Origin of the sequence: Qipengyuania algicida (assembly GCF_009828025.1) — a bacterium.
In the GTDB taxonomy this organism is placed as follows: domain Bacteria; phylum Pseudomonadota; class Alphaproteobacteria; order Sphingomonadales; family Sphingomonadaceae; genus Qipengyuania; species Qipengyuania algicida.
Map to the genome: position 1 here is coordinate 254246 of NZ_WTYA01000003.1, position 26861 is coordinate 281106.

Annotated in this window: 24 protein-coding genes; 7 read left to right on the forward strand and 17 right to left on the reverse strand. The window is 63.6% G+C overall.

What is annotated here, in order from left to right; translation table 11 throughout:
• Window positions 1-22: 22 nt before the first annotated feature.
• Window positions 23-2356, forward strand: coding sequence for a TonB-dependent receptor domain-containing protein (locus GRI58_RS05785; RefSeq protein ID WP_160752618.1), 2334 nt, complete (start codon window positions 23-25; stop codon window positions 2354-2356).
• Complete coding sequence (locus tag GRI58_RS05790) at window positions 2353-4542, forward strand: Atxe2 family lasso peptide isopeptidase (RefSeq protein WP_160752619.1); 2190 nt, start codon at window positions 2353-2355, stop codon at window positions 4540-4542. Before GRI58_RS05785 ends, GRI58_RS05790 begins: the two co-directional genes overlap by 4 nt.
• On the opposite strand, the gene GRI58_RS05795 is transcribed toward GRI58_RS05790, so the two are convergent.
• The 14 genes from GRI58_RS05795 to trbB form a co-directional block, all read right to left on the reverse strand.
• Window positions 4488-6155, reverse strand: coding sequence for an asparagine synthase-related protein (locus GRI58_RS05795; protein ID WP_237452138.1), 1668 nt, complete (start codon window positions 6153-6155; stop codon window positions 4488-4490). The two genes, GRI58_RS05790 and GRI58_RS05795, sit on opposite strands and share 55 nt — an antisense overlap.
• 44 nt (window positions 6156-6199) lie before the next feature.
• A complete protein-coding gene (locus GRI58_RS05800) occupies window positions 6200-6802 on the reverse strand; it encodes a lasso peptide biosynthesis B2 protein (RefSeq protein ID WP_160752621.1) in 603 nt (200 codons plus the stop codon).
• Between the two features lie 62 nt (window positions 6803-6864).
• Window positions 6865-7002 (reverse strand): benenodin family lasso peptide, encoded by a 138-nt coding sequence (locus GRI58_RS05805; RefSeq protein WP_160752622.1) that lies wholly within the window; start codon window positions 7000-7002, stop codon window positions 6865-6867.
• Window positions 7003-7319: 317 nt separating this feature from the next.
• The gene (locus GRI58_RS05810; RefSeq protein WP_160752623.1) at window positions 7320-7550 is read right to left on the reverse strand and encodes a DUF2274 domain-containing protein; all 231 of its coding nucleotides are present in this window, start codon (window positions 7548-7550) and stop codon (window positions 7320-7322) included.
• A complete protein-coding gene (locus GRI58_RS05815) occupies window positions 7547-8719 on the reverse strand; it encodes a TraB/TrbI/VirB10 family type IV secretion system protein (RefSeq protein WP_160752624.1) in 1173 nt (390 codons plus the stop codon). Before GRI58_RS05815 ends, GRI58_RS05810 begins: the two co-directional genes overlap by 4 nt.
• Window positions 8716-9678, reverse strand: coding sequence for a P-type conjugative transfer protein TrbG (gene trbG / locus GRI58_RS05820; RefSeq protein WP_237452120.1), 963 nt, complete (start codon window positions 9676-9678; stop codon window positions 8716-8718). The genes GRI58_RS05815 and trbG overlap by 4 nt, the downstream gene beginning before the upstream one ends.
• Window positions 9678-10358: a conjugal transfer protein TrbF gene (trbF, locus tag GRI58_RS05825; protein WP_160752625.1), complete on the reverse strand. Its 681-nt coding sequence runs from the start codon at window positions 10356-10358 to the stop codon at window positions 9678-9680. The genes trbG and trbF overlap by 1 nt, the downstream gene beginning before the upstream one ends.
• 6 nt (window positions 10359-10364) lie before the next feature.
• The gene (gene trbL / locus GRI58_RS05830; RefSeq protein WP_160752626.1) at window positions 10365-11687 is read right to left on the reverse strand and encodes a P-type conjugative transfer protein TrbL; all 1323 of its coding nucleotides are present in this window, start codon (window positions 11685-11687) and stop codon (window positions 10365-10367) included.
• A gap of 1 nt (window position 11688) precedes the next feature.
• Entirely contained in the window at window positions 11689-12024 is a 336-nt protein-coding gene (gene trbK-alt / locus GRI58_RS05835) for a putative entry exclusion protein TrbK-alt (protein ID WP_160752627.1), read from the reverse strand.
• A 6-nt stretch (window positions 12025-12030) separates the two neighbouring features.
• Complete coding sequence (gene trbJ, locus GRI58_RS05840; protein ID WP_160752628.1) at window positions 12031-12777, reverse strand: P-type conjugative transfer protein TrbJ; 747 nt, start codon at window positions 12775-12777, stop codon at window positions 12031-12033.
• The gene (gene trbE, locus GRI58_RS05845) at window positions 12755-15235 is read right to left on the reverse strand and encodes a conjugal transfer protein TrbE (RefSeq protein ID WP_160752629.1); all 2481 of its coding nucleotides are present in this window, start codon (window positions 15233-15235) and stop codon (window positions 12755-12757) included. The genes trbJ and trbE overlap by 23 nt, the downstream gene beginning before the upstream one ends.
• A 3-nt stretch (window positions 15236-15238) precedes the next feature.
• The gene (locus GRI58_RS05850; protein WP_160752630.1) at window positions 15239-15502 is read right to left on the reverse strand and encodes a VirB3 family type IV secretion system protein; all 264 of its coding nucleotides are present in this window, start codon (window positions 15500-15502) and stop codon (window positions 15239-15241) included.
• A complete protein-coding gene (locus GRI58_RS05855) occupies window positions 15502-15834 on the reverse strand; it encodes a TrbC/VirB2 family type IV secretion system protein (protein ID WP_419957028.1) in 333 nt (110 codons plus the stop codon). Before GRI58_RS05855 ends, GRI58_RS05850 begins: the two co-directional genes overlap by 1 nt.
• Window positions 15831-16811 carry a P-type conjugative transfer ATPase TrbB gene (gene trbB / locus GRI58_RS05860; RefSeq protein ID WP_160752631.1) on the reverse strand — a complete coding sequence of 327 codons (981 nt, stop codon included), beginning with the start codon at window positions 16809-16811 and terminating at the stop codon, window positions 15831-15833. Before trbB ends, GRI58_RS05855 begins: the two co-directional genes overlap by 4 nt.
• A 316-nt stretch (window positions 16812-17127) precedes the next feature.
• Here trbB and GRI58_RS05865 point away from each other — a divergent pair, with 316 nt between their 5' ends.
• Window positions 17128-17679: a BsuBI/PstI family type II restriction endonuclease gene (locus tag GRI58_RS05865; protein WP_272916325.1), complete on the forward strand. Its 552-nt coding sequence runs from the start codon at window positions 17128-17130 to the stop codon at window positions 17677-17679.
• A 274-nt stretch (window positions 17680-17953) separates the two neighbouring features.
• Here the strand turns inward: GRI58_RS05865 and GRI58_RS05870 are convergent, their stop codons facing one another.
• From GRI58_RS05870 to GRI58_RS05880, 3 genes are read right to left on the reverse strand one after another with little or no spacing between them, the layout of a single operon-like run.
• Window positions 17954-18820: an Eco29kI family restriction endonuclease gene (locus GRI58_RS05870; RefSeq protein WP_160752633.1), complete on the reverse strand. Its 867-nt coding sequence runs from the start codon at window positions 18818-18820 to the stop codon at window positions 17954-17956.
• 2 nt (window positions 18821-18822) lie between these two features.
• The gene (locus GRI58_RS05875; protein ID WP_160752634.1) at window positions 18823-20004 is read right to left on the reverse strand and encodes a DNA cytosine methyltransferase; all 1182 of its coding nucleotides are present in this window, start codon (window positions 20002-20004) and stop codon (window positions 18823-18825) included.
• Window positions 20001-20423, reverse strand: coding sequence for a DNA mismatch endonuclease Vsr (locus GRI58_RS05880; protein WP_160752635.1), 423 nt, complete (start codon window positions 20421-20423; stop codon window positions 20001-20003). Before GRI58_RS05880 ends, GRI58_RS05875 begins: the two co-directional genes overlap by 4 nt.
• Window positions 20424-20795: 372 nt before the next feature.
• Between GRI58_RS05880 and GRI58_RS05885 the strand changes: the two genes are divergently transcribed.
• From GRI58_RS05885 to GRI58_RS05900, 4 genes are all read left to right on the forward strand, one after another.
• A complete protein-coding gene (locus GRI58_RS05885; RefSeq protein ID WP_160752636.1) occupies window positions 20796-23063 on the forward strand; it encodes an AAA family ATPase in 2268 nt (755 codons plus the stop codon).
• A gap of 183 nt (window positions 23064-23246) precedes the next feature.
• Entirely contained in the window at window positions 23247-24698 is a 1452-nt protein-coding gene (locus GRI58_RS05890) for a phospholipase effector Tle1 domain-containing protein (protein ID WP_160752637.1), read from the forward strand.
• 149 nt (window positions 24699-24847) lie between these two features.
• Window positions 24848-25342, forward strand: coding sequence for a TIR domain-containing protein (locus GRI58_RS05895; RefSeq protein ID WP_160752638.1), 495 nt, complete (start codon window positions 24848-24850; stop codon window positions 25340-25342).
• An 18-nt stretch (window positions 25343-25360) separates the two neighbouring features.
• On the forward strand, window positions 25361-26815 hold the full coding sequence (locus GRI58_RS05900) for an SIR2 family protein (RefSeq protein WP_160752639.1): 1455 nt from the start codon (window positions 25361-25363) through the stop codon (window positions 26813-26815).
• The last annotated feature ends 46 nt before the right edge of the window (window positions 26816-26861 follow it).

Genomic DNA, 26861 nt, shown 5'->3' on the forward strand with positions numbered 1-26861 from the left:
GGGATCGAACAGGGAGATCAGGATGATGCTGAAAGCAAGGGGGCTGCCCGCTCTCCTCGCGGGCACGGCGCTCGCCGTATTTGCCACGCCGCTTCGTGCCCAGACGGACGAGCAGCCCGACGCGAAGCCCGACGACGCGGAAGCCTCTCAGAGCGACACCATTGTTGTCACAGGTACGCGGATTCGCGGCGCACGGGTGGTCGGCGAGACCGTTTCCGTCGATCGAGAGGCCATAGTGGAAGCTGGCCAGATAGATCTCGGCGAAGCTATCCGCTCGCTGCCGCAGAATTTCTCGGGCGGCCAGAATCCCGGAGTCGGCTCGGGCGCCGGCCTCGTCAACAGCAACGTCAATTCCGCATCGAGCGCGAATCTGCGTGGCCTGGGACCGGATGCGACCCTGACCCTGCTCAACGGTCACCGCCTGCCCTACGATTCCGCTTTCGCGGGGGTCGATATCTCGGCCATTCCACTTGCCGCAGTCGACCGGATCGAGGTCGTCCCCGACGGCGCCTCGGCGCTTTACGGTTCGGACGCCGTCGGGGGCGTGATCAACGTTGTTCTGCGCCGTGACTTCGAAGGTGTCGCGACGTCGGGACAAATCGGCGCTAGCACCTCGGACGGAAATTTCCGCCAGCAGGCCGACATCATCGGGGGCACACGGTGGTCCGGGGGCGGCGTTTTTATCGCCTACGATTTTGCCAACAACTCCGCGATCAATGCCGCCGACCGGTCGTATGCCGCTTCGCTCGATCCCGATACCACGCTCTATCCGGCTCAGCGCCGGCACGCGATCACGGTCTCGGGCCATCACGTATTCGCCAGCGGGGTCGAGATCGCGCTCGACGCGCTTTATTCCAACCGGCGCTCGACCCAGGTTGCCGCGAGCCCCACTCTCCGGTCGGTAGGCGAGCCGACGGTCGAATCTTACACCTTCGCACCCTCGGTCAAGTTCGACCTGTGGTCGGGCTGGCGTGCTTCGGTGGTCGGCGTGTTCGGGCGTGATCGCACGAATTACCGCACTGTTTTTACTCGACCGGGCATGCCGGTCAGCGTCACCGAAGGCTGTTTCTGCAACGAAATGTATTCGCTCGAGGCCGGCGCCGAAGGCCCGCTCCTCGCGTTGCCCGGCGGCGATGTCCGGCTTGCGGTAGGCGCTGGACTTCGAAGCAACAGGCTCGATTTCACCCGCGTCTCCGGCAGCAATGTGGTCCAGGCTTTCAACGAAGTGCAGCGCGCCAGATTCGCCTACGGCGAGTTGTTCGTGCCCATCGTCTCGTCAGCCAACGCCATGGCCGGGATCGAAGAGCTGAGCCTGTCCGCGGCCGCGCGCTACGAGGACTACCCCGGCCTCGACCGGCTCACCACTCCGCGACTGGGGTTGGTTTATGCTCCGGTCGCCGGCCTCCGTTTGCGTGCCACCTGGGCGCGCTCCTTCAAGGCACCGACGCTCTACCAGCGGTTCATTCCCTACCAGACGATCCTGCTTCCGGCGGCCGCCTTCGGCGCTGGCCCCGGAACCGTTCTGTACACGAGCGGCGGCAATCCTGACGTGACGTCCGAACGCGCGCGCAGCTGGACGGCAGGATTCGACGTCAGCCCACCCGCGCTTCCCGAGCTGACTATGTCCGCTACATGGTACGACATCCGCTACAAGGATCGCGTGGTATCCCCGATCGCGGGATCGATTGCCGCCGCCTTCCATGACCCTGGGTTTGCGGATCTCATCGACTTCTCGCCCGATCCGGGACGGCTCGACGGGTTGATCGCGGGATCGTTGAATGGGCTCGAGAACTTCTCGGGCGGCCCATACGATCCTGCGAGCGTGGTTGCGTTCGTCGACAACCGGAACATCAACGTGGCCGTGTGGGCAATCGAAGGGCTCGACGCGCGCCTCGCATGGAATCAGCCGCTGGGCAAAGATCGTTCATGGGGGGTCGAGATTTCGGGTAGCTGGCTCGACAGCAAGCAGCAGCTGACCGCGGACCTGCCCGAGGTCCAGCTCGCCGGAGTAGTTTTCAATCCGCCGCAATACCGTGCCCGGGCCTCGGCGCGCTTCGCAGCAGGCGGCTTCACGGCCAGCGCGGGCGCGAACTACATCGGCCCGCTAGTCGATCGCCGGTTTGCTGTCGAGCAACGGCTCGAACCAGGCGTCACATTCGATTTGGGCCTCAGCTACGATATCATCAGAGGCGATGGCAGGGACCCGGGCCTGAGCATTGCGATCAACATTCAGAACCTGTTCGACCACGAACCGCCGCTCATCGGGCAAACCGGCCCTACAGATACACCCTACGACTCCACCAATTATTCGCCGATCGGGCGGTTCGTGTCCTTCGGCATCCGGAGGCAATGGTGAGCGGGTTGCTCGCGGCGGCCGCGCTCGCCAGCAGCATCGTCCCGGTGGTCGACCTGCCGCCGGAAGGCGATCCGTGCGCCGCCGCCTCGGACCGGTCGCACGGCACTGAAAATGCCAAGAGTGCTCGTTTCACTCTCGACGATCAGGTCCGTCTGGTCGACATTGGTCGCCGCGATCCGCGCGGAGCGAGTGCCGAATTCGCCGTGTCGCCCGACGGCTCGCGCGTGGCGGTGAGCCTCAGGAGTGCGGACCCGGACACCAACCGCTATTGCCTCAGGCTGGTCGTTGTGGCGATGGATGGAAGCGGGCTTCAGATCCAGATCGATCAGGGCGGAGAATTCATCCGCGACGATTTCGGGCTGCGGGATTTCTCCTTCGTCAAGGCCGGTTACGGCCGGCTCAATCCTCCGCGCTGGTCACCGGACGGATCGCGAATCGCCTTTCTCAAGCGGCTTGGCGGCTCGACACAGGCGTGGATCGTGGCGGCAGACGGGAAGACGGCCGCGCGCCAGGTCTCCTTCCTGCCGGATGACGTGGACAGCGTCGCCTGGGCCCCTGGCGGAAACGGGCTGGTGGTCGGGACGCGCCCTGGCATCCGTCGCAAAGCGGAGGCGATCGCGAAGGAGGCGCCGCAAGGCTTCCTGTTCGACGAGCGCTTCTCCCCGAATCTCGCCCGACGCCCTATTCCGACCGGCGATGTGGCCACCCGCTACCAACTGGTCTCCCTCGCTAACGGGCATGCTCGTCCCGCCACCAGCGAGGAACTCGCCCGGCTCGTTCCCGAACCGCCGGTCGGCGTTCCCGCGCGAGCGCGGGCATTCGTCAAAGGACCGGATGGGTACGCGGCGTGGATCGAGCCAAAGGTCTCCGATCAGCTCCTGAGCGCCACGCGCCCGATAATTGCGAGGCCGGACGGCAGCCGCATCGCGTGCGATGCGAAGGACTGCGAAGGATTGCACAGCCTGTGGTGGTCGGCGGACGGCAAGTCCGTGCTCGGGTTGCAGTGGACAGGTTGGGCGACGAGCCAGACCGCGATCTGGCGGTGGGACCTCGCCAAGGACCGTCCTCGTCGCATTCTCGTGACGGACGACATGCTGATCGGGTGCATGCCGGCCGGCAACGAAGTCCTCTGCGCACGTGAAGGCGCCGACCGCCCGAGGCGGCTGGTCGCGATCGATGCCCGCTCTGGCAGCGAGCGTGTGATTTTCGATCCCAACCCGCAGTTGCTCGGAAAAACCTTCGGGCGCGTGCGGCGGCTGCACTTCACCGATCCCAACGGTATCGAAGGGTTCGCCGACCTCGTGCTACCGCCCGATCACCGCCCCGGCGAGAAGCACCCGCTGATCGTGGTCCAGTACCGCTCAGACGGCTTCCTGCGGGGTGGCACCGGAGATGAAGTCCCGATCCACGTCCTGGCGAACCGCGGGTTCGCGGTGCTGAGCTTTGCCAGGCCCTATCCCAAGCAGCCGGCGGCTGCGGCGAAGAGCGATGATGAACTCGTCAGAAGCAGTCGTGTCGACTGGTTATCCCGCCGCGTCGTGCAGGCATCGCTCGAGACAGCGATCGACTTGGCGATCGAGTCCGGTGCGGTCGATCCCGACAGGATGGGCATCAGCGGCTTCAGCGATGGCTCCTCGACGGTCCAGTGGGCCCTGATAAACTCATCGCTGTTCAAGGTCGCCACGATGGGGTCGTGCTGCGAAGATCTGTTCTCGTTCGCCTATGCCGCCGGACCGCGCTTCGGACAGCTAATCCGAACGCCCGGTTACCGGTTCTTCGAGACCGGCTCGGAGGAGGATTGGAAGCCCATGTCGCTGATCCTCAATGTCGACAGGATCCGTACACCGATCCTGATCCAGGCTGCCGACAGCGAATACCAGAGCGGTCTCGACGTCGTGACGACATATGCGCTGCGGGGGCGCCCGATGGAGCTGTTCGTGCTTAACGGCGAAACCCACGTCAAATGGCAGCCCGCCCACAGACAGGCCATCTACCGGCGCTCGGTGGACTGGTTCGAATTCTGGCTGATGCACACAATGGACTGCGATCCCGGGAAGGAAGAGCAGTACCGGCGCTGGAAAACCATGGCCGGCGCACCGCCGTCCGAAGCCCTTGCATGTTCCACGCCCGCTCAGGTCCACGATCGCGCCCAGTTCTCAGCTTCGGCAAGATCGAGCAGGCGGTAGATGATCGAATCTCTTGTGGTGATATCGGTTGCGAGCGCCTGCTCGACCTCCTCCCTGTCGATGATACCGTTGCGCTCGAGAAGACCGCCCAAGAGGCGTTCACGCAGGACGATTCGATGGTGATCGAACGCGCGCCGTATGAAGCTGTCCGGTCCAGCTTTGGAGGTGCGGGCCAACAGTTCCTGGGGGAGCAAGCCGGAGAGTGCGGTCCGGACGATGGCGCGATTGATGCCGCCTTCGAACCAAAGCCAGGTCGGCATCCCAAGACAGAATTCGAGGATCGGCTGGCTCATGAGCGGCGAGAAGCGACGCGGTCCCACGCCCAGACCATGGATGCGATTGCGGGTGCGCATGATCAAGTCGAGGTGATCACGCTTGCCGGACTGCCTGCCGAAATCGAGCCCACGCCACGAAGGTATGAGGTCTGATCCGGCTTGCGCGGATCCGTCTGCGGCCAAAAGGCGGGTGTCAGCGGGACGGTCTCCCGCTGCGCCGCGGCGCAGGCGCCGTAGACTTGCTCGCGCCATAGTCGAGATATCGGCTTCGGTAGCCCGGCACATGGCAACGAGCGTCTCGAAGACGCCGCGCCCAGGACCCTCGGCGTACAGCCGATCGACAACCGGGGCGGCCGAGTGCAGGAAACAGAACATGTTGTCGCCGCCGTTCCCATCGAAGACGACATCGGCTCCCAGTTCATGCGCGCAATCGGCGAGCATGGCATCGATGCTGGCGACGAATGATCTGCGGCTGGGGCGTGGCATGCCTTGCGACGCAGGCGATATCGGATCGAAACCGGCCGGATCGTAAATTCGTCCGGTCCACTTCGCACCCAGGCTGTTTGCCAGCAGCGCGACATAGGCGCGCTCGTCCCCGCTGCGGTCGGCGGTCGAGAGCGTTGCGCAGCTGAAGTCTTTCGCACCCTCGGACAGCGCTGCGCAGATGAGAGAGGAATCGACGCCGCCGGATGCAGCAACAGCGACCGATCCAAGCGCATCCGTCCATGCGCTTGTCACTTCGATCGCGGTTTCGCGCAGGTTACGAGCGGCAGCATCAAGGTGAGGGTATGGTGCGCGCGGAAAGAAGGCGGAGGGAGTCCAGATCGGCTGTGTTCGATTTTCCTCCGGGAAGTGCAATGCTCCGGGAACGAGTTCCTCGATCCCGGAGAGGCAGGTTTCCTGTGTTCGTAGCTCGGGATGGGCCAGGAAGCGCCGCAGCGCATTCCACGCAACGCCACTCGATTCGCCCGTTACACGAGCGAACAGGCGCGGATCGGAGGTCGCGACAAAGTGGGTAGGCGTCTTGCTGTAATAGACGGGGAATAGCCCGCTCGGATCGCTCATGAGAGCGAGTTCGTCGCCGGGCAGTCGCAGGATGACGAGATAGGCTCCCCAGAACTCGCCAACGAGCCGATAGGCGGCCTCGAGCGCCGAGGAGGCAACGGCTTCCAGCCCATCCTTGACCCGTTTCGCGCCATCCCGCCGAAAGAGGATACCGATAGCGTGTCCGGCTTGTCCCAGGTCTACAGCGGGCGTGTCCTCACCGATCCAGAGTCGCGGACCGCCCGCCAGCAGCCGGCGGGGGTCGGGTTCAATTCTTAGCGAGTCGCCAGGCATCGTCACGCTTCGGCACGGCAGCGCCAGAATGAACGGAGCCGTGGTCATACGATCAGGATCGGCGTGAAGCGCAGAACTTCCTCCACGCTGTCGTTGAGGACTTGGTCCTCGTGCTGGGCCCAGCTGTGTGCGCCGAACGGGCTGGTTCTCACTCCTATGACGAGTTGCGCGGCCAGGCCGTCTCGGGCCAGTCGCAGCGCCAGGGCCATCGATCGGGGCAGGCAGCGGTCGGCGGCGCTGCGTAGCACGCGGGCGTGCTGGAATGCGCGAAGGGTGCGGTCGAGCTTTTCAGATCTTTGCACCCCGGTGACGACGCTGCCCTGCGCATCTCGCAACGTCAGCAGCAGGTGATAAAGGGATCCGGTGACCAGGCGGCGCTCGACCCTCGTTTGCCACCAGATCGCCGCCGCAATGTCCGCCAGATTGAAAGGGCCGCGTGCGATGGACTGGGACGTGTGCGCTGGAGGCCGCCAGCCGTCCCTGACAGGAAATATCGACGGCTGGTGGCGCGACTCTTCTTCTGGGTTATCGAGAGCTTGGCGAAATGCGATTTCTCTGTCGGACGAAAGCTGGAAATACCGATCAGCTCTCACGTCAAGAAATACCAAGCGACCATCGCATTCGCACCAGGCGAGGCTGTCTTTCATTCGATTCGAACTTCAACGAACACGAGGACGCGGAGCCAAGCAGGCTCCGCGTCCCGATGATCTCACTCTTCGATGAGACCGGGAATGTACCGGAGCTGGCCGGCATCGGCGTCGATCTCGAACACCGCGTCACCCTTCGTCTCGACGGATGCCTGTCCGAGGTCGATAACCTCGCCTTCGACGAATTCGAAATCCTTCATCTCACTCTCCTGTCGTTGGTCCGCGACTCCACTTGCCGCAGACCAAGACTGGAATGGCGAAAATGATCATGCCAATTTATAATGTAATTATAATCGTCGCACGGCCGCGAAGCGCGACCGGGCGATGGAAACACCCGTTGGCGAGTGCCGCGATACCTTTAGCTTGATGCCTGGACATGCGCATCGACGCCCGGTCGCAGGGAATTTCATTCCCGGGTCGCGATCTACGATTGAAAAAGCCGGGAATGCAAGTGGCTTTGTATAACAGGACTTACACATCGAGGTCACGCGACCCGTATCGTGATCGTGCGCGCGCTCTATTCTTCCTTCCGCGACAGCGATCGGGCTCGGGCGAATTCTCGGTCGCCGGCGATGAAGCGCTCGAGCATGGGCGCCACGAGGTCGCCCGGCTTGGGCGCGTCCTTGGCCACTCCGCCGTTGAGCACGATGGCGTATTCGATGAGTTGGCGATGAAGGCGCGCGGGGATCTCGATCGACAACCGGACAGGCTTTTCGTCGGTGACATCGGACAGCTTCAAACGGGTCACGATCCGCTCTCCAGCACGATGTCGTGCGTCACCAGCACCCTCACAGGGTAGCCGGGACGGATGGTGAGCGTGGGGCGAACATTGAGTTCGCGGGATACGACCTGTTCGCCCGCCCGGCTTACGCTGTCCTCGCTGCCGCGGCGCAGCGCGCGGACAAGATCGCTGTCCCCCCCTGCCCCGAGTTCGCCACCGATGCCGAGCAGGGTCGAGACCAGCGCCGCCTTCACCACGCCGCCCCAGTGATAATCGACGCCGTCCTCGAGCCCGGCGTACCCCGCGGGATCGGCGGCCGGCTGGCGTTCGAGCACGATCGAACGCCCATCGGGGAGGATCAAGCGGTTCCATGCCAGCAGCACGCGGCGCTGGCCAAAGCCGACATCGGATTGGTAGTCGCCGATCAGCCGCGCGCCCTGCGCGATCAGCAAGCGCCGCCCCGTCACACTGTCATAGACGTTTTGCGTCACCTGCGCGGTCACGAGACCGGGCTGGTCGGACCGGATCCCGGTTATGAGCGCTGCGGGAATGATCGAACCCGCTTGCAGGACAGCTGCCGTTGGCGCCGCCGCGAGCCGCTGCATCGAAGTCGTCCTGCGTTCGGCGGACCGGTCGAGAAACGTAGTGGGTGCCGATGGGGCGATTGTTCTTGCTCCCGGGTCAGCCTCCCGTCCGACGTCGGCCCCTGCTTTCACCAGGCTGGCGGGCTGCGCCCCGCCGCCGAAGAACAGGCGGCTGCCCCGTGCCGCTTCGCGCTCCTGCGCGATGCGCTGACGCGCGGCCTCCCGCGCGCTGATCGCTCGCGATTGCGGGGCGGACCCAGGGCCTACGGGCGGAAGCGCGGCGATGGCGCCGCGATCCTGCGCCTCGAGGATCGGCTTGCCGAGATCACCGGGCAACCGCGGCCCGAGCCTGGGCACCTGCGAATAGTCCTGGGGCGCCGACGCGAGGCCGTCCGCGACAGCTGTGCCTTCGGTGTTGACCAGTTCCTCGTCCTGTTCGTGCGACGCCGGCCGGAGCGCGAACAGCAAGGCTCCGCCCACGAGGGCCAGTCCGGCGGCGCTGGCGATGCCGATGGCCTTGCGTGACAGCCGCACCACGCGCGGTCCTTCCCCGCGAAGTTTCACGATCGCTTCCGCATCGTCGGGTTGCCGGTCGGGAGGGTCCTCGCTCATGACGGCTTCCGCGCACGGTTGGCGATCTTCACCCGCACCTGCTTGCGGCCGGCGCCCAGACGCAATTCGGCTCTGTCGAACAGGCGATCGACGATGATGTAGCGGCCCGACACCCGGTAGTTGGCGAGCTCGGCCTCGCCGTCCTCGCCGACGATGAAGAAGGGCGGCATCTCGCCCTGCGCTACTTCGGGGGGAAACTCGATCAGCGTCCGCCGTCCGTCGTCGAAGACGCGAACCGGCCGCCAGTCCGGGTGATCGCCGGACAAGCGATAGGCGAAGCTCAGGTCTTCGAGCGCAAATCCATCGGCGACCGGCGCGGCCCGTGCGGTCTCGGTTTGCGCCTTGCGCAGCGCGATCAGCTCGTCTTGCGGATAGATCCAGCTGACCGAGGCCATGTAGATGCGCGGATTGGCGCGCAACTCGACATGATAGGTGCGCCGGTCGGTGTTGATCACGAGATTGGTGGCGATATCGGGCCGGGTCGGCTTGACCAGGATATGCACGCGCGCGCTTGCGCCGCTGCCGCTGATCGTGTCGCCGATCATCCAGCGCACGGTATCGCCCGCGGCAACCGGCCCGGGCCCGACCAGAGTCTCGCCCTCCTGCAAGGCGATATCGGTCACCTGCCCCGGCCTGGTGTAGACCTGGAACAGCGCGCCTTCGTTATAGGCATAGCGCTGGATGGCATTCTGAAATCCGGCATTGTCGGGCTGGACGCGGGCGGCAGCGTTCGCCGCTCCCACCTGCCCCTCGGGGTCAGGGGCGGGGGAGCGGCGCGCGGCAGCGGAGGAAGACTGCCGCGAAAGAAGGAGGCGTGTGCCGGCGCCATGGTGGCCCCCGCTCAGCGCCGCCAAGGAAGCCCGCGCCTGGGGAGCGGGCGTGGCGACCACCGGCGAGGCGAATCCAAGGACGGATGCAGCGGCGAGACACGAACGAAGCGGGATTTTCGAGAACGACATCAGCCGAGCTCCTTTGACCAGTTGATGGAAGTGACGAAGATGCCGAGCGGATTGCGGGTCAGCGCATCGGGATCGCGCGGTGGCTGCACCGCGATGCCGAGGATCGCGGTCCAGCGGCTGGTCTCGGCGAGCGCGCCGTCGCGGTAACGCCGCTCGACCCAGGCGACGCGGAAGCTCTTCGGCGAAGCGCGGATCACGCTGGTGACCTCGACCGCCACCTGTTCGCGGCCGACCATGGCGAAGGGATCGTTGGCGCGGGCGTACTCGTTGAGCGCGAGCGCGCCGCGATCGCTCGCAAAGTCGTAGGCGCGCAACCAGTTCTCGCGCACGACGATCGGGTCGTCGGGTATCGACCGGACGTTCTCGATGAAGCGCGCGAGATGGAAAGCGATCTGGGTATCGCTGGGCGTAAAACCGGCATCAGCGGGAGCAACGCTGCGCGCTTCGCCCAGCTTGTCGACCTCGACGACCCAGGGCACGATCGTCCCGCGCGCGTTCTGCCACAGTAGACCGCCAGTCAGGATGGCAGAGAGACCGAGCGCCCCGAAGAACGCGTAGCGCCAGCTTTTCGCCTGGACGCGCGCCGAGCCGATGCGGTCGTCCCAGACCTGCGCCGCGCGCTGGTAAGGGGTCACGGGCTGCGGCGTCTTGCCGTACCGGATCGAAGGGCGTTTGAACATTTGCCGTCAGTCCTTTTCTCGTGTGTCGATCGAGGCGCCTGCGCCGTGTCCGTCGCCGGCGCGCACGGTGTGCGCGGCGAGCGAGGCAGAGTGGCCGAGGCTCTGGCGCTGCTTCATGGATCTGGCCCAGGATGGCGGGCCGTCGCTGGCGGCTGCCTGTCGGCTGTCGGAGGACGAGGAACCGGGGGCCGGCACGATACGCCCGCCCATGTGACCGACCGCCGAGCGCGCACCCTCCCGGAAATTGCCTCGGGCGCTGTCGGTCGCGGCGCGCAGCGGTGACATCGCCGCGCCGCCCGCGGCGCGGCCGACACCGGCCATGCCGCCCGCGACAGCGGCTCCACCGCTCCTGCCCGCCGAGCCCGTGGCATAGGCCATTGTCGCACCGCCGGCCGCGCGCGAGGTTCCGCGCGCGACCGAAGACGCCGCGCTGGCGACGGCGCCGCTGGCCAGTTTGGCTCCGGCGACGCCGCCAACCGCTGCACCACCTGCGAGAAGGGCAGTCCCGGCCGCCGCGCCGGCACCAAGCTGCGGCCCGCCTGCGACGATTCCGTTGGCGATGCCGGGGCCGAAGATGCCGAGACCGAGCAGCGTCAGGCTGGCAAGCACGATGGCCAGGGCATCCTCGATCGTCGGATCGCCCGGGATAGCGCTGGTGAACTCGGCGAAGAGGGTCGAGCCGATCCCGATGATGACGGCCAGGACGAGCACCTTGATGCCCGAGGAGACCACGTTGCCGAGCACCCGCTCGGCCATGAAGGCGGTCTTGCCGAACAGGCCGAAGGGAATGAGCACGAAGCCCGCGAGCGTCGTCAGCTTGAACTCGATCAGGGTGACGAACAGCTGGATCGCGAGGATGAAGAAGGCGATGATGACCACCGCCCAGGCGACGAGCAGGATGATAATCTGCAGGAAGTTCTCGAAGAAGCTCACATAGCCGAGCAGGTCTTGCATCGATTCGAGCAGCGGCCAGGCGGCATCGATGCCGACCTGCGCGACGCGCCCGGGCTGCAAAAGGTCGGCAGCGCCAAGCCCCGAGCCGCTAGCCTTGAGGCCGAGCCCGGCAAAGCTGTTGAACACGATATTGGCGAGCGCGCTCCAGTTGCCGATGAGATAGGCGAATATCCCGACGAAGAGCGTCTTCTTCACCAGCCGGGCGATGATGTCGTCCTGCTCGCCCCAGCTCCAGAACAGGGCGGCCAGCGTCACGTCGATCACGATCAGCGTGGTCGCGATGAACGCGACCTCGCCCGAGAGCAGGCCGAAGCCGCTGTCGATGTAGCGCGAAAACATCGCGAGGAAGCGATCGACGACGCCGGTCCCGCCCATCTCAACGCTCCCCGCGCATCGGGGGAGAACCAACGGCCGGATCGGGCCGAACCGATTCCTCATCCAGCGCGGAATAGGCATCGGGACGCCTGGCACCGAAGAAGCGTCGCCGCTTCTCGATCCAGGCCGCCCGGCAATCGGGCGAGGACAGCGCCAGCTCGCCCATATTGGAACACGCTCTGAGACGGGCGGGCAGCGGGTCGCCATCGGGCACCCAGACACCAACAGCCGTCTCGACGCGCGGTTCGGGCTCCTCGCGCAGCTGCAAGAGCGTCATGGCGACCGCGAGACCGACGAAAGCGGCCGCACCGATCCGCGCGATGAGCTTGCCGTCCATGACGGATCAGTCCGATCCGCCGGGCACGTAACGGGGCCGATCGGCGAGAAAGCGCCGGAGCTGTTCGCGCGCCTGGCGCCTGGCCGCCGCGCGGTCGGCCGCGTCGAGCGCCTGCGCGCGGCTCGAGGCCGCCAGCGTTGCCGTCAGATCGGTGAGCTGGCGCGCTTGCAGCGCGAGCAGCTGGTTGCCGGCCTGGGCCGCCTGCATCGCGCCGGTGGCGGACTGGCTGGCGCCGACCAGGCTGCCGATCGCCTCGCGCGAGCCTTCGATGTTTGCGACCGCGCCCGCCTGGACCTTCAGCGCGTCCTCGAAGCCGGCGATGCTGTTCTGCCAGCGCGCCTCGGCGCCTTCGACCATGGCCTGCTGCGACGCGCCGAGCGGGACATTCCTGTATCCGCTCGCAAACGCCGTCTCGATCTCGCGCACATCGTAGGCGATGCGCTGGGCCTGGCTCAGCAATTGCTGGGTCTGGCGGATCTGGTCCTGCAAGGGCTGGAGGATGCTCGTCGGCAGTCGCTCGAGGTTCTTCGCCTGATTGATCAGCGACGTCGCCTGGTTCTGCAGCATGCGGATCTGGTTGTTGATCTGCTCCAGCGTCCGTGCCGCGGTCAGCACGTTCTGGGCGTAGTTGGACGGATCGTAGACGATCCCGCCGAACTGCGCCTGGGCCGGAGTCGATATGACCGTCGCCGCACCGCCGGCGACGAGCGCAGCGCTTGCGGCAAGGGTTCTAAGGCATCTCGACAGCATCATGGGAAGGCTCCTTCGGGTCATCGGGTTGAAAGTTTGGATTGTGGCCGCCTCCGAGCAGTTCGGCCGCCCAGTCGAGACCGCGATGCCGCAGCCAGGCGGCGGCGAAGCCGGAGCGGCCCGCGCTTTGGGCGATGCGCGCGATGGCGAGCTGGTCGCTCTTCGAGGACGCTCCGACGAACGCGAGCGCGACCTCGCCCAGCCCCAGTTCGAACAGGCGGTTGCCGCGCGCGGACTGGCAGTAATAGTCGCGCTTGGGCGTGGCCCGGCTGAGGATTTCGATCTGGCGGTCGTTCAATCCGAACCGCCGGTAGATGCTCAGGATCTGCGGCTCGATCGCGCGCTCGTTGGGCAGGAAGATGCGGGTCGGACAGCTCTCGATGATCGCCGGCGCGATCGCCGAGCTCTCGATATCGGCGAGGCTCTGGGTCGCGAAGACGACGCTCGCGTTCTTCTTGCGCAGGGTCTTGAGCCACTCGCGCAGCTGGCCGGCGAAGCCGGGGCTGTCGAGCACCAGCCAGCCCTCGTCGATGATGATCAGTGTCGGCGAGCCGTCGAGCCGACCCTCGATGCGGTGGAAAAGATAGGAGAGCACCGCGGGCGCGGCGGCCGCGCCGGTCAGTCCTTCGGTCTCGAAGGCCTGGAAGCGCGCTTCGCCGAGCCGCTCGCATTCGGCATCGAGCAGCCGCCCGAACGGCCCGCCGATGCAGTAGGGCGCAAGCGCCTGCTTGAGCGCCTGCGATTGCAGCAGGACAGCCAGGCCGGTCAGCGTACGTTCGGCAATGGGCGCCGTGCCCAGCGATGTCAGCGCCGACCAGAGATGCTCCTTGGTGGCGGGATCGACCGACACCCCTTCGGAGGCGAGGATCGCCTGGAGCCATCCTGCTGCCCAGGCCAGCTCCGCGGGCTCGTCGATGCGCGCCAGCGGCTGCAAGGACACGCCTTCGTCGCTGTCTTCGGAAAGGCTCGAGCCCAGATCCTGCCAGTCGCCGCCGCAGGCGAGCGCGGCGGCGCGGATCGAACCGCCGAAGTCGAACGCGAATATCTGCGCGTCGGCATAGCGGCGGAACTGCATCGCCATGAAGGCGAGCAGCACCGATTTGCCTGCGCCCGTGGGGCCGACGACGAGGCTGTGGCCGACATCGCCGACATGGAGCGCCAGACGGAACGGGGTCGTGCCCTCGGTTCTGGCGTAGAAGAGCGGCGGCGCGTCGAAGTGGTCGTCGCGCTCCGGGCCTGCCCAGATGGCGGACAGCGGGATCATGTGCGCCAGATTGAGCGTCGAGAGGGGCGGCTGCCGGACGTTTGCGTATAGGTGTCCGGGAAGCGAGCCGAGCCATGCCTCGATCGCGTTCATGCCTTCGGTAACGCAGGTGAAGTCCCGGCCCTGGACGACCTTTTCGACCAGGCGCAGCTTTTCGGCGGCGAGTGCCGCGTCCTCGTCCCACACCGTGATCGTCGCGGTGACGAGCGCCATGCCGACATGATCGGCACCCAGTTCCTGCAAGGCCGTATCGGCATCCTCGGCCTTGTTGGCCGCATCGCTGTCGACCAGCACCGAGGCCTCGTTGGTCATCACTTCCTTGAGGATGGCGGCGACCGACTTGCGCTTGGCGAACCACTGGCGGCGGATCTTGCCGAGCAAGCGTGTCGCATCGGCCTTGTCGAGCATGATCGCGCGGGTCGACCAGCGATAGGCAAAGCCCTGCGCGTTCAACTCGTCGAGCAGGCCGGGAAAGGTGGTGTTCGGAAAGCCGACCACGGTCAGGGTACGCAGGTGCGCCGTGCCAAGACGCGGCTCGAGACCGCCGGCAAGCGGCTCGTCGGCGAGCAACGCATCGAGATGCATCGGCGTTTCGGGAACGCGGACACCCTGTGTCCGCGTCGAGACGCAGCCGTGCAGATAGGTCAGCGTCTCGCCGTCATCGAGCCACGCGATTTCGGGGAAGAACCCCTCGAACAGCCGGAGCAGGCGGTCGGAGCGATCGGCAAACCCATCGCGCAGCTCGCGCGGGTCGATGCCTTTCTCCGCCTTCCCTTCGTAGAGCCAGCTTTCGGCGCGCGCGCCGTCTTCGGCGGGCGGAAGCCACACGAATGTGAGGAAATAGCGGCTCTCGAAATGCGCGCCTTCCTCGGCGAACTGCGCGGCGCGCTCGCGCTCGACCAAAGCCGAAGCCGGATCGGGAAAGTCGCATTCCGGATAGCCCAGCGCGGGACGACGCACGGCCTCGACGAAGATGGCCCAGCCCGATCCCAGCCGGCGCAGCGCACTGTTGAGCCGCGCGGTCGTGGAGACGAGTTCGGCAGGGGTTGCACTGTCGAGGTCCGGGCCGCGGAAGCGTGCGGTACGCTGGAAACTGCCGTCCTTGTTGAGGACGATACCCGGCGCCACCAGCGCGGCCCAGGGCAGGAAGTCGCTGAGCCGGTCGGCCTTGTTCCGATATTCGCGAAGCGAGAACATCCGTCAGACCTCGAAATATGCGGGAAAGCGCAGATGCCGCCGCGCGACATCGACGAACTGCGGATCGCGCCGCGCGGCCCAGACCGCGATCACGTGCCCGGCAGCGAAGACGGCAACGCCGGCAACCCACAGCTGCAAGCCGAGCCCGATCGCACCGGCCAGGGTGGCATTGGCGATGGCGAGCCCGCGCGGCGCCCCGCCAAGCAGGATATGCTCGGTCAGGGCCCGGTGGACCGGGACAGCAAAGCCGGGCGGCAAGCTTTCCATCAGACCAGCGCTCCGCCGCCGAACGAAAAGAACGAGAGGAAGAAGGACGAGGCGGCAAAAGCGATCGACAGGCCGAAGACGATCTGGATCAGCCGCCGGAAGCCGCCCGAGGTATCGCCAAAGGCGAGCGCGAGCCCGGTCGCGATGATGATAATCACCGCCACGATCTTGGCCACCGGTCCCTGGATCGATTCCAGGATCGCCTGGAGCGGCGCCTCCCACGGCATCGACGAGCCGGCGGCATGCGCGGGGGCAGCGACTGCCAGTGCGGTAACGCCCCAGACAACGAAGACAGGCAGGCGCGGGCGCGCGCGGAACAGAGCATGGATCACAGGGAGTCTCCTTGGGTTGGGCAAAGGGGCGCGAGCACGTAGTCGCCCCGCGCATTGAGCGGCCGGACCTCGGCCAGTTCGGCAAGCCGCCGTCCCGTACCGTCGCGCACAAGCACGGCGATCACGTCGATGGTCTCGGCGATGAGCGCGCGCGGGACGGTGACCACGCTCTCCTGGATCAGCTGCTCGAGCCGCCGCAGCGTGCCGAGCGCGGTGCCGGCGTGGATCGTGCCGATCCCGCCGGGATGACCGGTGCCCCAGGCTTTCAGCAGATCGAGGGCTTCGGCGCCGCGGACCTCGCCGATCGGAATGCGATCGGGCCGCAGTCGCAACGCCGAGCGAACGAGATCGGACAGCGAAGCCACACCGTCCTTTGTCCGCAGCGACACGAGATTTGGGGCAGCGCACTGGAGCTCGCGCGTATCCTCGATGAGGACCACGCGATCGGTCGACGACGCGACCTCTGCAAGCAGGGCATTGGTAAGCGTGGTCTTGCCGGTCGATGTGCCGCCGGCGACGAGGATATTCCTGCGCGCGGCAACCGCGGCAGCAAGCGCCTCGGCTTGCCGCGAAGCCATGATGCCCGCCGCGACATAATCGTCGAGCGTGAACACGGCGACGGCAGGCTTGCGAATGGCAAAGCTCGGCGCAGCGACCACCGGCGGCAGCAATCCTTCGAAGCGTTCGCCGCCTTCGGGCAACTCGGCGGAAACACGTGGCGCTCCGCCATGCACTTCAGTCCCGACGTGATGCGCCACCAGCCGCACGATCCGCTCGCCGTCGGCAGCGCTCATCGTCCGTTCGGAAGCGCCAAGTCCTTCGCCCAGCCTATCAACCCAGAGACGCCCGTCCGGGTTGAGCATGACCTCGATCACCGACGGGTCTTCAAGCCATGCCGCGATCTCCCCGCCCAGGGCGGTGCGCAGCATGCGCGCGCCGCGCGAGGATGCTTGGGATCGGATCGGAACGACGCTCATGCCCTGCCTCGGAATACCGCGACCGACGGCCGGTCGCGTTCTGAGGCGCATCAAGAAGACAGGATTTCAGGGCACGGCAACAGGAACCCGCTGGCATCGAACGCCAGCGTACAAATGGAACGTCGGGCGTAACGAGCCGCGTTCGGTGGTCCCACCACAAGAAGGCTGGTGGTCCAGGCCGCCAGGTGCGGACTCATCGCGATACGCCATCGAGTGTCCGTGATCGGAGCTACATTGCATTGAGAACAGAATGGCAACATGCTCTCAAAGGGGTAGCTGCGCCAATCCCGCTAGAGTGAAAGACACGGAGGGACCAATGCGATCAACACCGCGAAAATCAGAGCACACTTCCCGCAGCACACTGTCGCAGAAATACGCGCTGGTGAGATTTCCGAATGGCGAGACACGCAGGATGAATGCTGGGCCGGCTGCAGATATCTCAAAGGCGGTGATCGAAGTCTTTGCCCCCACGTTTCTCGGCAAACCAAGCGTCATGTTCTGTAGGCAATCTCGCAACGAGGCAGTCGCCAAGGAAACAGAACTCATCAGGGCAATGGGGCTGACGCCAGCGGCCGAAGAGCTTCTGCCCGAGATTGTGCTGTTCGATGTGGCCCCTGCCGATCCACTGCTCGTGTTCGTGGAAGTCGCTCGTTCCGATGGTGTCATCGACGAAACCCGCACGACGGCGTTGCTGCAGATCGCCCACCAGGCAGGTTTCGCTTCGCAGAACGTCGCGCTGGTAGCGGCCGTTCTCGATCGCGAAGCGGAAAACTCTGGGGAGGCTGCGGGCAGGCTTGCTGGGGGCAGTTACGCTTGGTTCGCGTCCGAGCCCGATAATCTGATGGCGATGCGACCGATCCGCGGATGATGGGAGGCTCCCAAGCAACCTATGCAAGGACGTGCGCAGCTCATCTGTCTTCTTCACTTCGCATCGGGATGCGGCGCATGTTTATTCGTTCCCGACGCCTGCCAAACCCAGGATTAGTCAGATTCTGCGGTTTGGGCTGAAATGGGCCAGGAATCGCCACTTCGCTTCTGCGCAAGAAGGGAGGCGCACTATGTCTCGACTTTGGGTCGGGACTAAAGGGCCGGCCCGGAGAACGGAATGGCAGATTGCGCGCTAGTGCGAATCTTCGCCACCATCAGTCGGACGGATCCGGACGCGCCGCCTCATCGTCGCTGTCGAGCCGATCCTGTCGCCGGATATTGTCCACGAATGCCTGCAGCACGGCGTTCCTATCGCAGAAAATCGTTGCGTCCGCGAAGTGCTGGCGCACCTTTTCCTCTATTTCCGCGACGGTTTGATTTTCAGGATTGCCTTCAGCCCATTTGCGACCAGGATGGACGGTATCGAACGGCGATTTGTTGTTCGCCCGGGTTGTAGCCGCATCGCCGTGCTTGCCGAGCCCGTATAGAATACCAGTCTCATTGTTCCAGACGGGACGAAACATTCGGATGAGATGGCTCTCGGCGGCTGCCTGATATCCTGTCTGGACCGCCAGCGCCCGGCAATCGAAGTCCTTGATCGCTATACCCTCGACCTTCTCGATGTTGCGACGATGCTCATTAAGCCGATCGGCGAGTTTCGTGCCCTGATCGATGGCGGTCTTCGGATTTCCCTTTGGGTCCGCCTTGCCAACATAGATCGGCGTCTCGCTGCCGCTGATGGGTGCGTAGAGAGGATTATCGCCCCTGTAGTAAATCGCGTAGACACCCGAGCCATAAAAGCGCCCCAGTTCAGCCAGAGTCTTCCTATCCTGGGCGACAAGAGCAAGAGCCACGAAGTTGCCGATAAGGCTAGGCTCCGCTGGATCGAAAAATGCGTCGGGCAACTCATTAGGATCGATCTTACGCGTCAACCGCTCCAGCCGGTCGCGCATGTCATCAACGCGGCTCACCAATTGCCTGCGCGCCGGATCGGTAAGGCCCTGAGCCTCAGTCCCGGCGAGCAGTTCCTCAATCTCCGCGAGTATGGTGCTCGCCTTTGCAACGGACGGATTGCGAGCCATGCTTATCGCTTGGTGCTAGCGGAGGTCTCGAGCGCGACGGCCACGCTACGAGCTACCCGCTCGGCCAAGGTGACCGGGACCGCGTTGCCAAGCTGCCGCATCGCCTCTGACCAAACGCCCTCGATCCGATAGCTGTCAGGGAAGGTCTGGAGGCGAGCACTTTCCCGCACCGTGAAATATCGTACCGAGCCATCCGCGCGCGCCAGCATGTTCTCACCGCCCGGAACACCATGGACGCCCGCCTTCAAGGCCTTCGCGGCGTCGTCGAGAGGACTGCCGGTGTGTCCCGGATAGCTTTTGGCCCCCGGCTGGAACCGATGCCCCGACAACTTCGAGCCCTCTGCGGTTTCACGTTCTGGATCCGGCAGGGTCGCGAGCGCGTCCCGCACGGTCAGCCAAGGCAACGCACTTGGTCGCTCGGTCATTCTCTCCGCTCGCACCTTCATGCGCTCGGCATTGCACCACCGTTCCCGCTTCGAAACCGCATGGCGCTCGAAATATTGACCATGCGCCTGGTCCCAGAGCAAGGCATCTTGCGAATGCGTCGCCTCCGGGAAGGACCATTCGATCGCCTTGTCCTTGCGGAAGCCGACGAAGAAGACTCGATGCCTCTTTTGGGGCACCCCGTAATCGGCCGCGTTCAGGACCTCGGCGACAAGGCTGTACTCAAGGCCGGGGTCCGCGCGAGAGCCGGTATGGTGCCGTTCCAACCTGCGTAGATGGGCGGACCAGTCCTCATCACCTTTCGCCACGAGCTCGGGATACTGCATCTGCAGCTTGATATACTCGTAGTAGGAGCTGAACCGCTCCCGTGTGAGGCCTCGCACATTCTCGAAAATGAAGGCTCGTGGTTTCGCCTCGCGTACGGCCCTCACCGCTTCCGGGAACATGTCGCGCCTGTCAGCATGCGCCCGGTGACGACCTCCGACGGAGAAGGGTTGGCAGGGCGGACCTCCCGAAATCAGCTCGACTTTCCCCTCATGCGCCCTGAAGTCCGCGTCACGGACATCGCTCTCGATATCCAATGGCCATCCCTTGGTGTCGCACTGGCGTGCGCGACGATTGGCCAGTAGGGTCCGCTGACAATTCGGCTCCCACTCGACAATCCGTTCGGGCCTGAACCCAGCCCGGCCGATACCAATGCCAAGGCCACCAGCTCCCGCGAAAAGCTCGATTGCCCTCATGATACGTTATCCAGAAACTGAGTGATTTGTCGCTCCATCGTGTCATCGTTCCTAGTTTGGCACTCCCAGATTACCAAGACATCCCAGCCTAATTTCCGGAGTTCAAGCGCATTTCGTTGATCTCGCGCCTTGTTCGCCTCCAGCTTGGGAACCCAAAAATCCAGGCGTGACTTTGGGAGACGCGCTAGCTTGCAATCCGGATCGTAGTGTCGATGCCAAAAACATCCATGAACGAAAATGACCTTCCTACGGGGGCCGAAGACAAGGTCAGGGCTGCCCGGAAGTGACTTCCGATGCAAACGATAACGATAGCCCAGGCGATGGGCCAACAGGCGGACCCGAAGCTCGGGTTTCGTATCCTTCGACTTGATCTTGCTCATTCGGATAGAGCGCGAAGCCGGATTCAGGGTATCAGCCACGCTGCGAGCATACTGCAAAATATTCGCGGCCGAAACGGGCCGTCTTCTGTCTGTCCGGTTCTAGGCACAGAAATTCGGGAAGCTGACATTCGGGCGCCCCTATGCCGGGGTCAGCAGCCGCCTGAAGCTCGGACGTTCGAGGCGCATTTGCAAGCACCTGATAGCCGTCGTCCATTCATCCAGGATATGGGACTTTTCCGCCGTTCCGGGCACGGCCGTAAAAGTCAGGTTTGGTTGCCGTTAGCGGACTGGCCGATATCCGAACCGAGACCGGCAGTGCGATCTTAGTTAGTCTTGCCGATCAATACATACTAAAGGTATTCCCATTATTGCCACCAAACGAAATCATTGACGCGGCAAAGGGGGGCAGCGTTGATTGAAGGACTAAAAATCGCGGGATGCGCTAGCTACAGCGCGGAAGGCCAGAATCTTACCGAACTCCGAAAGATCAACTTCATCTACGGCGCGAACGGTTCGGGTAAGACCAGCATCTCGCGAGTGATCGCCGCTCCGGCCGATCACCCCGCCTGCGCGATCCGCTGGGCCAACCAACGGCCTCTTGAGTGCCTCGTTTACAACGCCGATTTCGTGGAGCGGAATTTCCGATCCAGCCTCCCAGGCATCTTCACTCTGGGCGAGCACGATGCTGCGGTACTGAACCAGATCGAGCAGGCACGGAAGGACGTTGCGGACATCGAGCGTGATATCAGCGCACGCGATATCGTGTTGAACGGGAAGGATGACGCTCCCGGCAAGCTGGGTGAGCGTGCTGCCCTGCGCGAGAATATCGAGAACGAATGCTGGAAACTCAAGAACCGCCACGACGCTGATTTCCAGTCCGCCTTCGCAGGCGTGCGCGGCTCCAAGGCGAGCTTCTGCGATAAAATCCTCAGTGAGTGGGCTTCCAACCAAGCCGCGATTCATCCGCTCGAAGATCTAAAAAAGCGTGCGGCTGTCATCTTCGAAAAGGGCCTCACGCGAGAAAGCGCGGTCCGGGTGCCCGACAGCGCCGAGCTGACGCGGCTGGAAGCGTTGCCGATCCTCGCAAAAAGGGTCGTCGGTCAAGGCGATGTCAATATTGCCGGTCTAATCGATCGGCTCGGCAACAGTGACTGGGTGAAGCAGGGTATCGGCTACTTCGCGCAGAGCACGCCGCAATGCCCGTTCTGTCAGCAGGATGTCGAAGCCGATCTTGCCAAGCGCATCGGCGATTATTTCGATGAAGCCTATGATCGCGACATCGCGGATATCGGGCGTCTCGTTGCCGGATACGAGGCGGCGGGCGCAGCTTATCTTCAGTCCCTCGCCGACATCTCGCAGGCCGGTTCTCGCTATATCGACGCGGACGAGTTGACCCGACTGATCGAGCGCGTGACCGCGCGGCTGGCGCTCAACGGACAGCACATTGCGCGGAAGCAGAAGGAGCCGAGCGCCGTCGTTACGCTCGAGGACAACACCGAGTTGTTCGCGGAGGTGCGGGATTTCCTCACGGCGGCGAACGCGGCCGTGGCCGAACACAACGGGGCCGTTGACGATATCGGCAATCAGCGGGCGAACCTTACGGCCGAAATCTGGAAGTACCTGCTGGAAGAGGCCAAAGGCGTCCTCGATGCCTACCATACCAGCAAGACGGCGGTGGATGCCGCGATCAGCGGCATTGAGTCAGACCTGACGACAAAGCGGGGCGACCTCACCACGGCGCAGCAGACGCTAAGCGATCTCGAGAAGGGAATCACGAGCGTTCAGCCGACCGTGAACGAGATCAATGCGCTGCTCGCCTCATTCGGTTTTCGCGGCTTTAAGCTCGCAACGGCGGGCGATCAGGGCAATCTATATGAGATCGTCCGCCTCGATGGGAGCAATGCTGTCAGGAGCTTGAGCGAGGGCGAGAGGACGTTCGTCACCTTCCTGTATTTCTACCACCTCATCCGTGGCAGCGTTTCTGAGTCTGGCATAACGAGCAACCGGGTCATCGTGTTCGACGATCCGGTTTCGAGCCTCGACAGCGATATCCTGTTCATCGTTTCCAGCCTGATCAAACGTGTGTTCGAGCTGAGCCACGCGCAGAACAGCCTGATCCGGCAGGTGTTCGTGTTCACCCACAACATCTATTTCCACAAGGAGGTGTCATTCGACCCCGACCGGAAAAGGGGACTTCGCGCGCACGAGACGTTCTGGATCGTGAAGAAGATCGACGATGTCTCGACACTGGAATCCTTCGATCACAACCCGATCAGGACATCCTACGAACTGCTCTGGTCCGAGGTGCGTAACGAGAACCGATCCAACCTTACCATCCAGAACACGCTGCGCCGCATCTTGGAGAACTATTTCAAAATCCTTGGTAACATGGACAAGGACAAGATCATCGAGAGATTTGAGGGCCGCGAGAAGGTGATCTGCGCCTCGCTCTTTTCATGGGTGAACGACGGCTCGCACAGCACCCATGACGATCTCTATGTCTCCAGTGATGCCACTACAGTGGGAGCGTATCTTGGGGTATTCAGACGCATTTTCGAGGAGACCGGCCATACCCAGCACTATCACATGATGATGGGCACAGAGGCTGTGCCGACAGCCGATGTAGCCCAGATGGAGATTACATCTCCGATGCCGGATAACGGCCAAGATGCGGCATGAACGAACGGCTGCTTTCGAGATCGCCGAGATTGTTCAAAACTGTCTAAATCGTTCTCGCACGCTTGAATGAATGTTCGTTCTTGCTATGTTCATTCAGGGTAGATCGTCGTTTTGTGGCAGCGTGCTTCCCCGTACGGAACCGGTGTTTCCGTTCTGTGTCGGGCAATCTAGGTGGGGGGATGCGTGCAGCGTGAAGATGATAACAAGTTTGTAGATGATTATGCTCGCCCGCTAGGCAAGAATATCATCATATTCTCGGACGGTACCGGCCAATACGGTGGCGTCATGCCAGACCAGCGACTATCCAACATTTACAAGATGTATCGGGCGATGCGGCCAGGCACCCAGACCGGCATCGACCCCTCGGAGCAGATCGCATATTACGACCCCGGCCTGGGGTCGGGAGAACTAGGTGGACGGGTTCGCAACATCCTCGCCTCCGCGTTCGGAACCGGCATTAGCGAAAACATCGTCGACTGCTACGAAGCCATCCTGCAGCATTACCGAGACGGCGATCGCGTCTTTATCTTCGGCTTCAGTCGCGGAGCATACACCGCGCGCTGCGTCGCCAACGTCATGAATCTTTGCGGCATCCCGCGTCAGGATGTTGGAGGCGGTCCCCTCCCTGCTGGCGGGGTCGCACTGCGCAAGATCGCCGAGGAAGCGGTTTATAGCGTTTACGAACACGGGTCTGGTCATGACCGCGCCGAATACGAACTCGAGCGCGAGGAGAAGGCAAAGCGGTTTCGAGCCAAGCATGACAGTGAGGGCACTGGGAAGCGGGGAGAGCCGCAGGGGAATGTAGCCCCGACATTCATCGGCGTCTTCGACACTGTGGCTGCGCTCGGCACCGTGATCGTTCGACGCATCCTTGCTGCTCTCTCCTTAATGAGCATCATTCTTGGCATGGCATCGATCTGGGCTGGTTGGGAAACGCCCTGGTCTTTCCTTGCATGGGTGCCGGCCGGACTTCTCGTCGCCAGCTTCCTGTGGGCGATCAAGAAGCAGTTCAAGTGCATCACCGACCCGCCGCAGGGAGGCCGGTTCAACTGGCACTTTGCGGCCTGGAACCTGAAGAACTACGACCGCTTCCTCGACAGCAGCGTAGGCTATGCGCGGCACGCCCTCTCGATCGATGAGAACCGCAAGCGGTTTCCGCGCGTGGGCTGGGGTCAAAGCAATGACACCGGCGAACAGAACCGCGGCGATCTCGCGTGGCTAAAGCAGGAATGGTTCGCAGGCAACCACTCGGACATCGGCGGAAGTTATCCTGAGAGCGAGTCCCGCCTGTCGGACATCGCCTTGCGTTGGATGGTCAACGAACTGATGGCGATACCCGATCCCCCGAAAATCGATCAAAGGTTCGTGCGAACCTTCCCGGACCCACTGGGGCTTCAGCACGACGAAGTGAAGGCAAGCCTAGAACTATGGCCCAGGTGGTGGCTTCGTTGGCTAAGGTTCGGATGGGCGAGATCACATCGCTCCGTGCATCCCGAGGCGGTTCTGCACGAAAGCGTCTTCGATCGGCTTTCCGCCCCCATGGTGCCTCAATACGATCATCGCGGTCTGTACCGCCCCGATGGTCTTGTCGATCACCAAAAGGCCGGCGTCTTTTTCGTTGAGAACAACAAGTGAGCGACGGGGGAACCCTGCCATTTCAGATACTTTACCTGTCCGGGGTGGCTACCTCAGTCTCTACACAATCGCCGCCTTAGCGCCCTGACGCTTGCAGTCTAGGTTTTCAGAACGAGAAATGATCGTCGATCAATATTACGGAGAACAGTGTGGCACGTCGTGTCTTCTTCAGCTTCCACTTCAACAATGATTACTGGCGGACGCAGCAGGTCAGGAACATGGGGGCGCTCGAGGGGCAGCCGCTGTGCACTCCCAACGCCTGGGAGGAAGTGAAGCGCAAGGGAAAGGCCTCCATCGAGAAATGGATCGCCGACAATATGTCTGGAAAGAGCTGTGTCGTCGTGCTCGTCGGCTCCCAAACCGCAAACCGCCCTTGGGTCCAGCATGAGATCATCAAGGCATGGAACGATAAGAAGGGCGTTCTAGGTATCCGGGTAAACAAGCTGCTCGACCGGAATGGTCAGACGTCCCTCGCGGGCGCTAATCCCTTCGAAGCGATCACCTTCAACTCTGGCAAAAAGCTGTCTGAAGTCGTCCAGTTGATCACTCCGACCGGAAGCGACAGCAAGGACATCTACGCCTCGATCTCGAACGGCATCGAGAAGTGGATCGAGGACGCGATTGCCATCCGCGGCCGCAACTGACCGTCAGAGAGGTGTGACATGGTGGTGGCGGCGACGACGAGGCGGTTCCTGAAGGACTATCCCGAAGCCCTCATCGGCGGAGGCGGCGCCGTGTTTGTCGGTGCCGGCGTCTCCATGGGTGCCGGCTATCCATCATGGGCGTCTCTTCTCACTGAGGTTGGCGAGGAACTCGGGGTGAAGCCCGGCGAACTCCACGACCTGGCTGCACTCGCCCAGTGGAGTATCCAGGAGAACGGATCCTCGACGCAGGTCCGGAACGTCATCAAGGAGCAAATCGGGGTGGAGCACCCTGTTCCCGCGACGCTCGAGATCATCGCCCGCCTGCCGGTCAAGTTCATCTGGACCACCAACTATGACAAGCTGGTCGAGCGCGCGTTTGGCGGCATCAATCGGCCGATTGATACGGTCTCCGGTACCGCCGACCTCGCCCTTCGCGCGACGCCGGGTGCGACCCGCCTGTTCAAGATGCATGGGTCGGTCGAGCGGCTGGACGATGTTGTCATCTCCACCGACGACTATGAGCTTTACCGATCGAAGCGCGGCGCCTTCCTGCCCCTGCTGCAGGCGCACCTCTCCAGTATGTCGATGCTGTTCCTCGGCATCAGCTTTACGGATCCAAACATCAGGCACGTGCTCTCACTGATTCGAGAGAGCTTCACGTCGGCACCGCCGGAACACTTCGCCATCGTCCGTCCACCGCAGCGGGAGGACTTCAAGACGGACACCGAGTTCGAGGCGCGCACCACCCAGCACAAGCTCTGGAGCCGAGATCTGAAGCGCTACGGCCTCGTCGTGGTCGAGATCGGCGACTATGCCGAAGTGCCCGAACTTCTGCGGCAGGTCGAACGGCGTGTGGCGGCGCGGCGGGTGTGGGTAAGCGGCAGCTGGCCGCCCGAGGCTGGTGGCGAGATCGCGAGGGTCTACAACGTCGCGCAGGCCATCGGCCAGCTTGTGGGAGACAGCGGTCGCGACCTCGTTAGTGGAGCTGGACTCGTCGTCGGATCGGCCTCCATCGCTGGCTTCCTCGATGCGCTGCGATCGTGTGGCGGCTGGGATCTGGAGCGACGCCTCATCGCCCGTCCCTTTCCCCAGCCGAGACCCGGAGAAGCGCCTGATAGGGCGCAGTGGGCGGCCCTGCGTGCCGAGCTGGCCAGGGTCGCAGGAGTGGTGATCTTTGTAGGTGGTATTAAGATCGATCCGGCCACCGGCTCGCCGGTGATCGCAGGCGGCGTCCTAGACGAGTTCGAAGTCGCCAAGGCGGCTGAGTGCTTTGTCATTCCGATCGGTTCAACCGGCGGTGCCGCGGCTCAGATCTCTGACAGCCTGATCGGTTCCGACGTAGATGCCTCGGGGCATAGCGCCATGCGGCCCACGGACGATGAACTGAGGGAGCTCGCACGAGCTGATATCTCGGTCGAGGAGATCGTAAAACTGATCACCGAGGTTCTCACGCGCATCGACAAGCGAGCCTGAACTCAGATGGCGCAATACATTACGCGCGAAGAGCTTCGCAGATTCG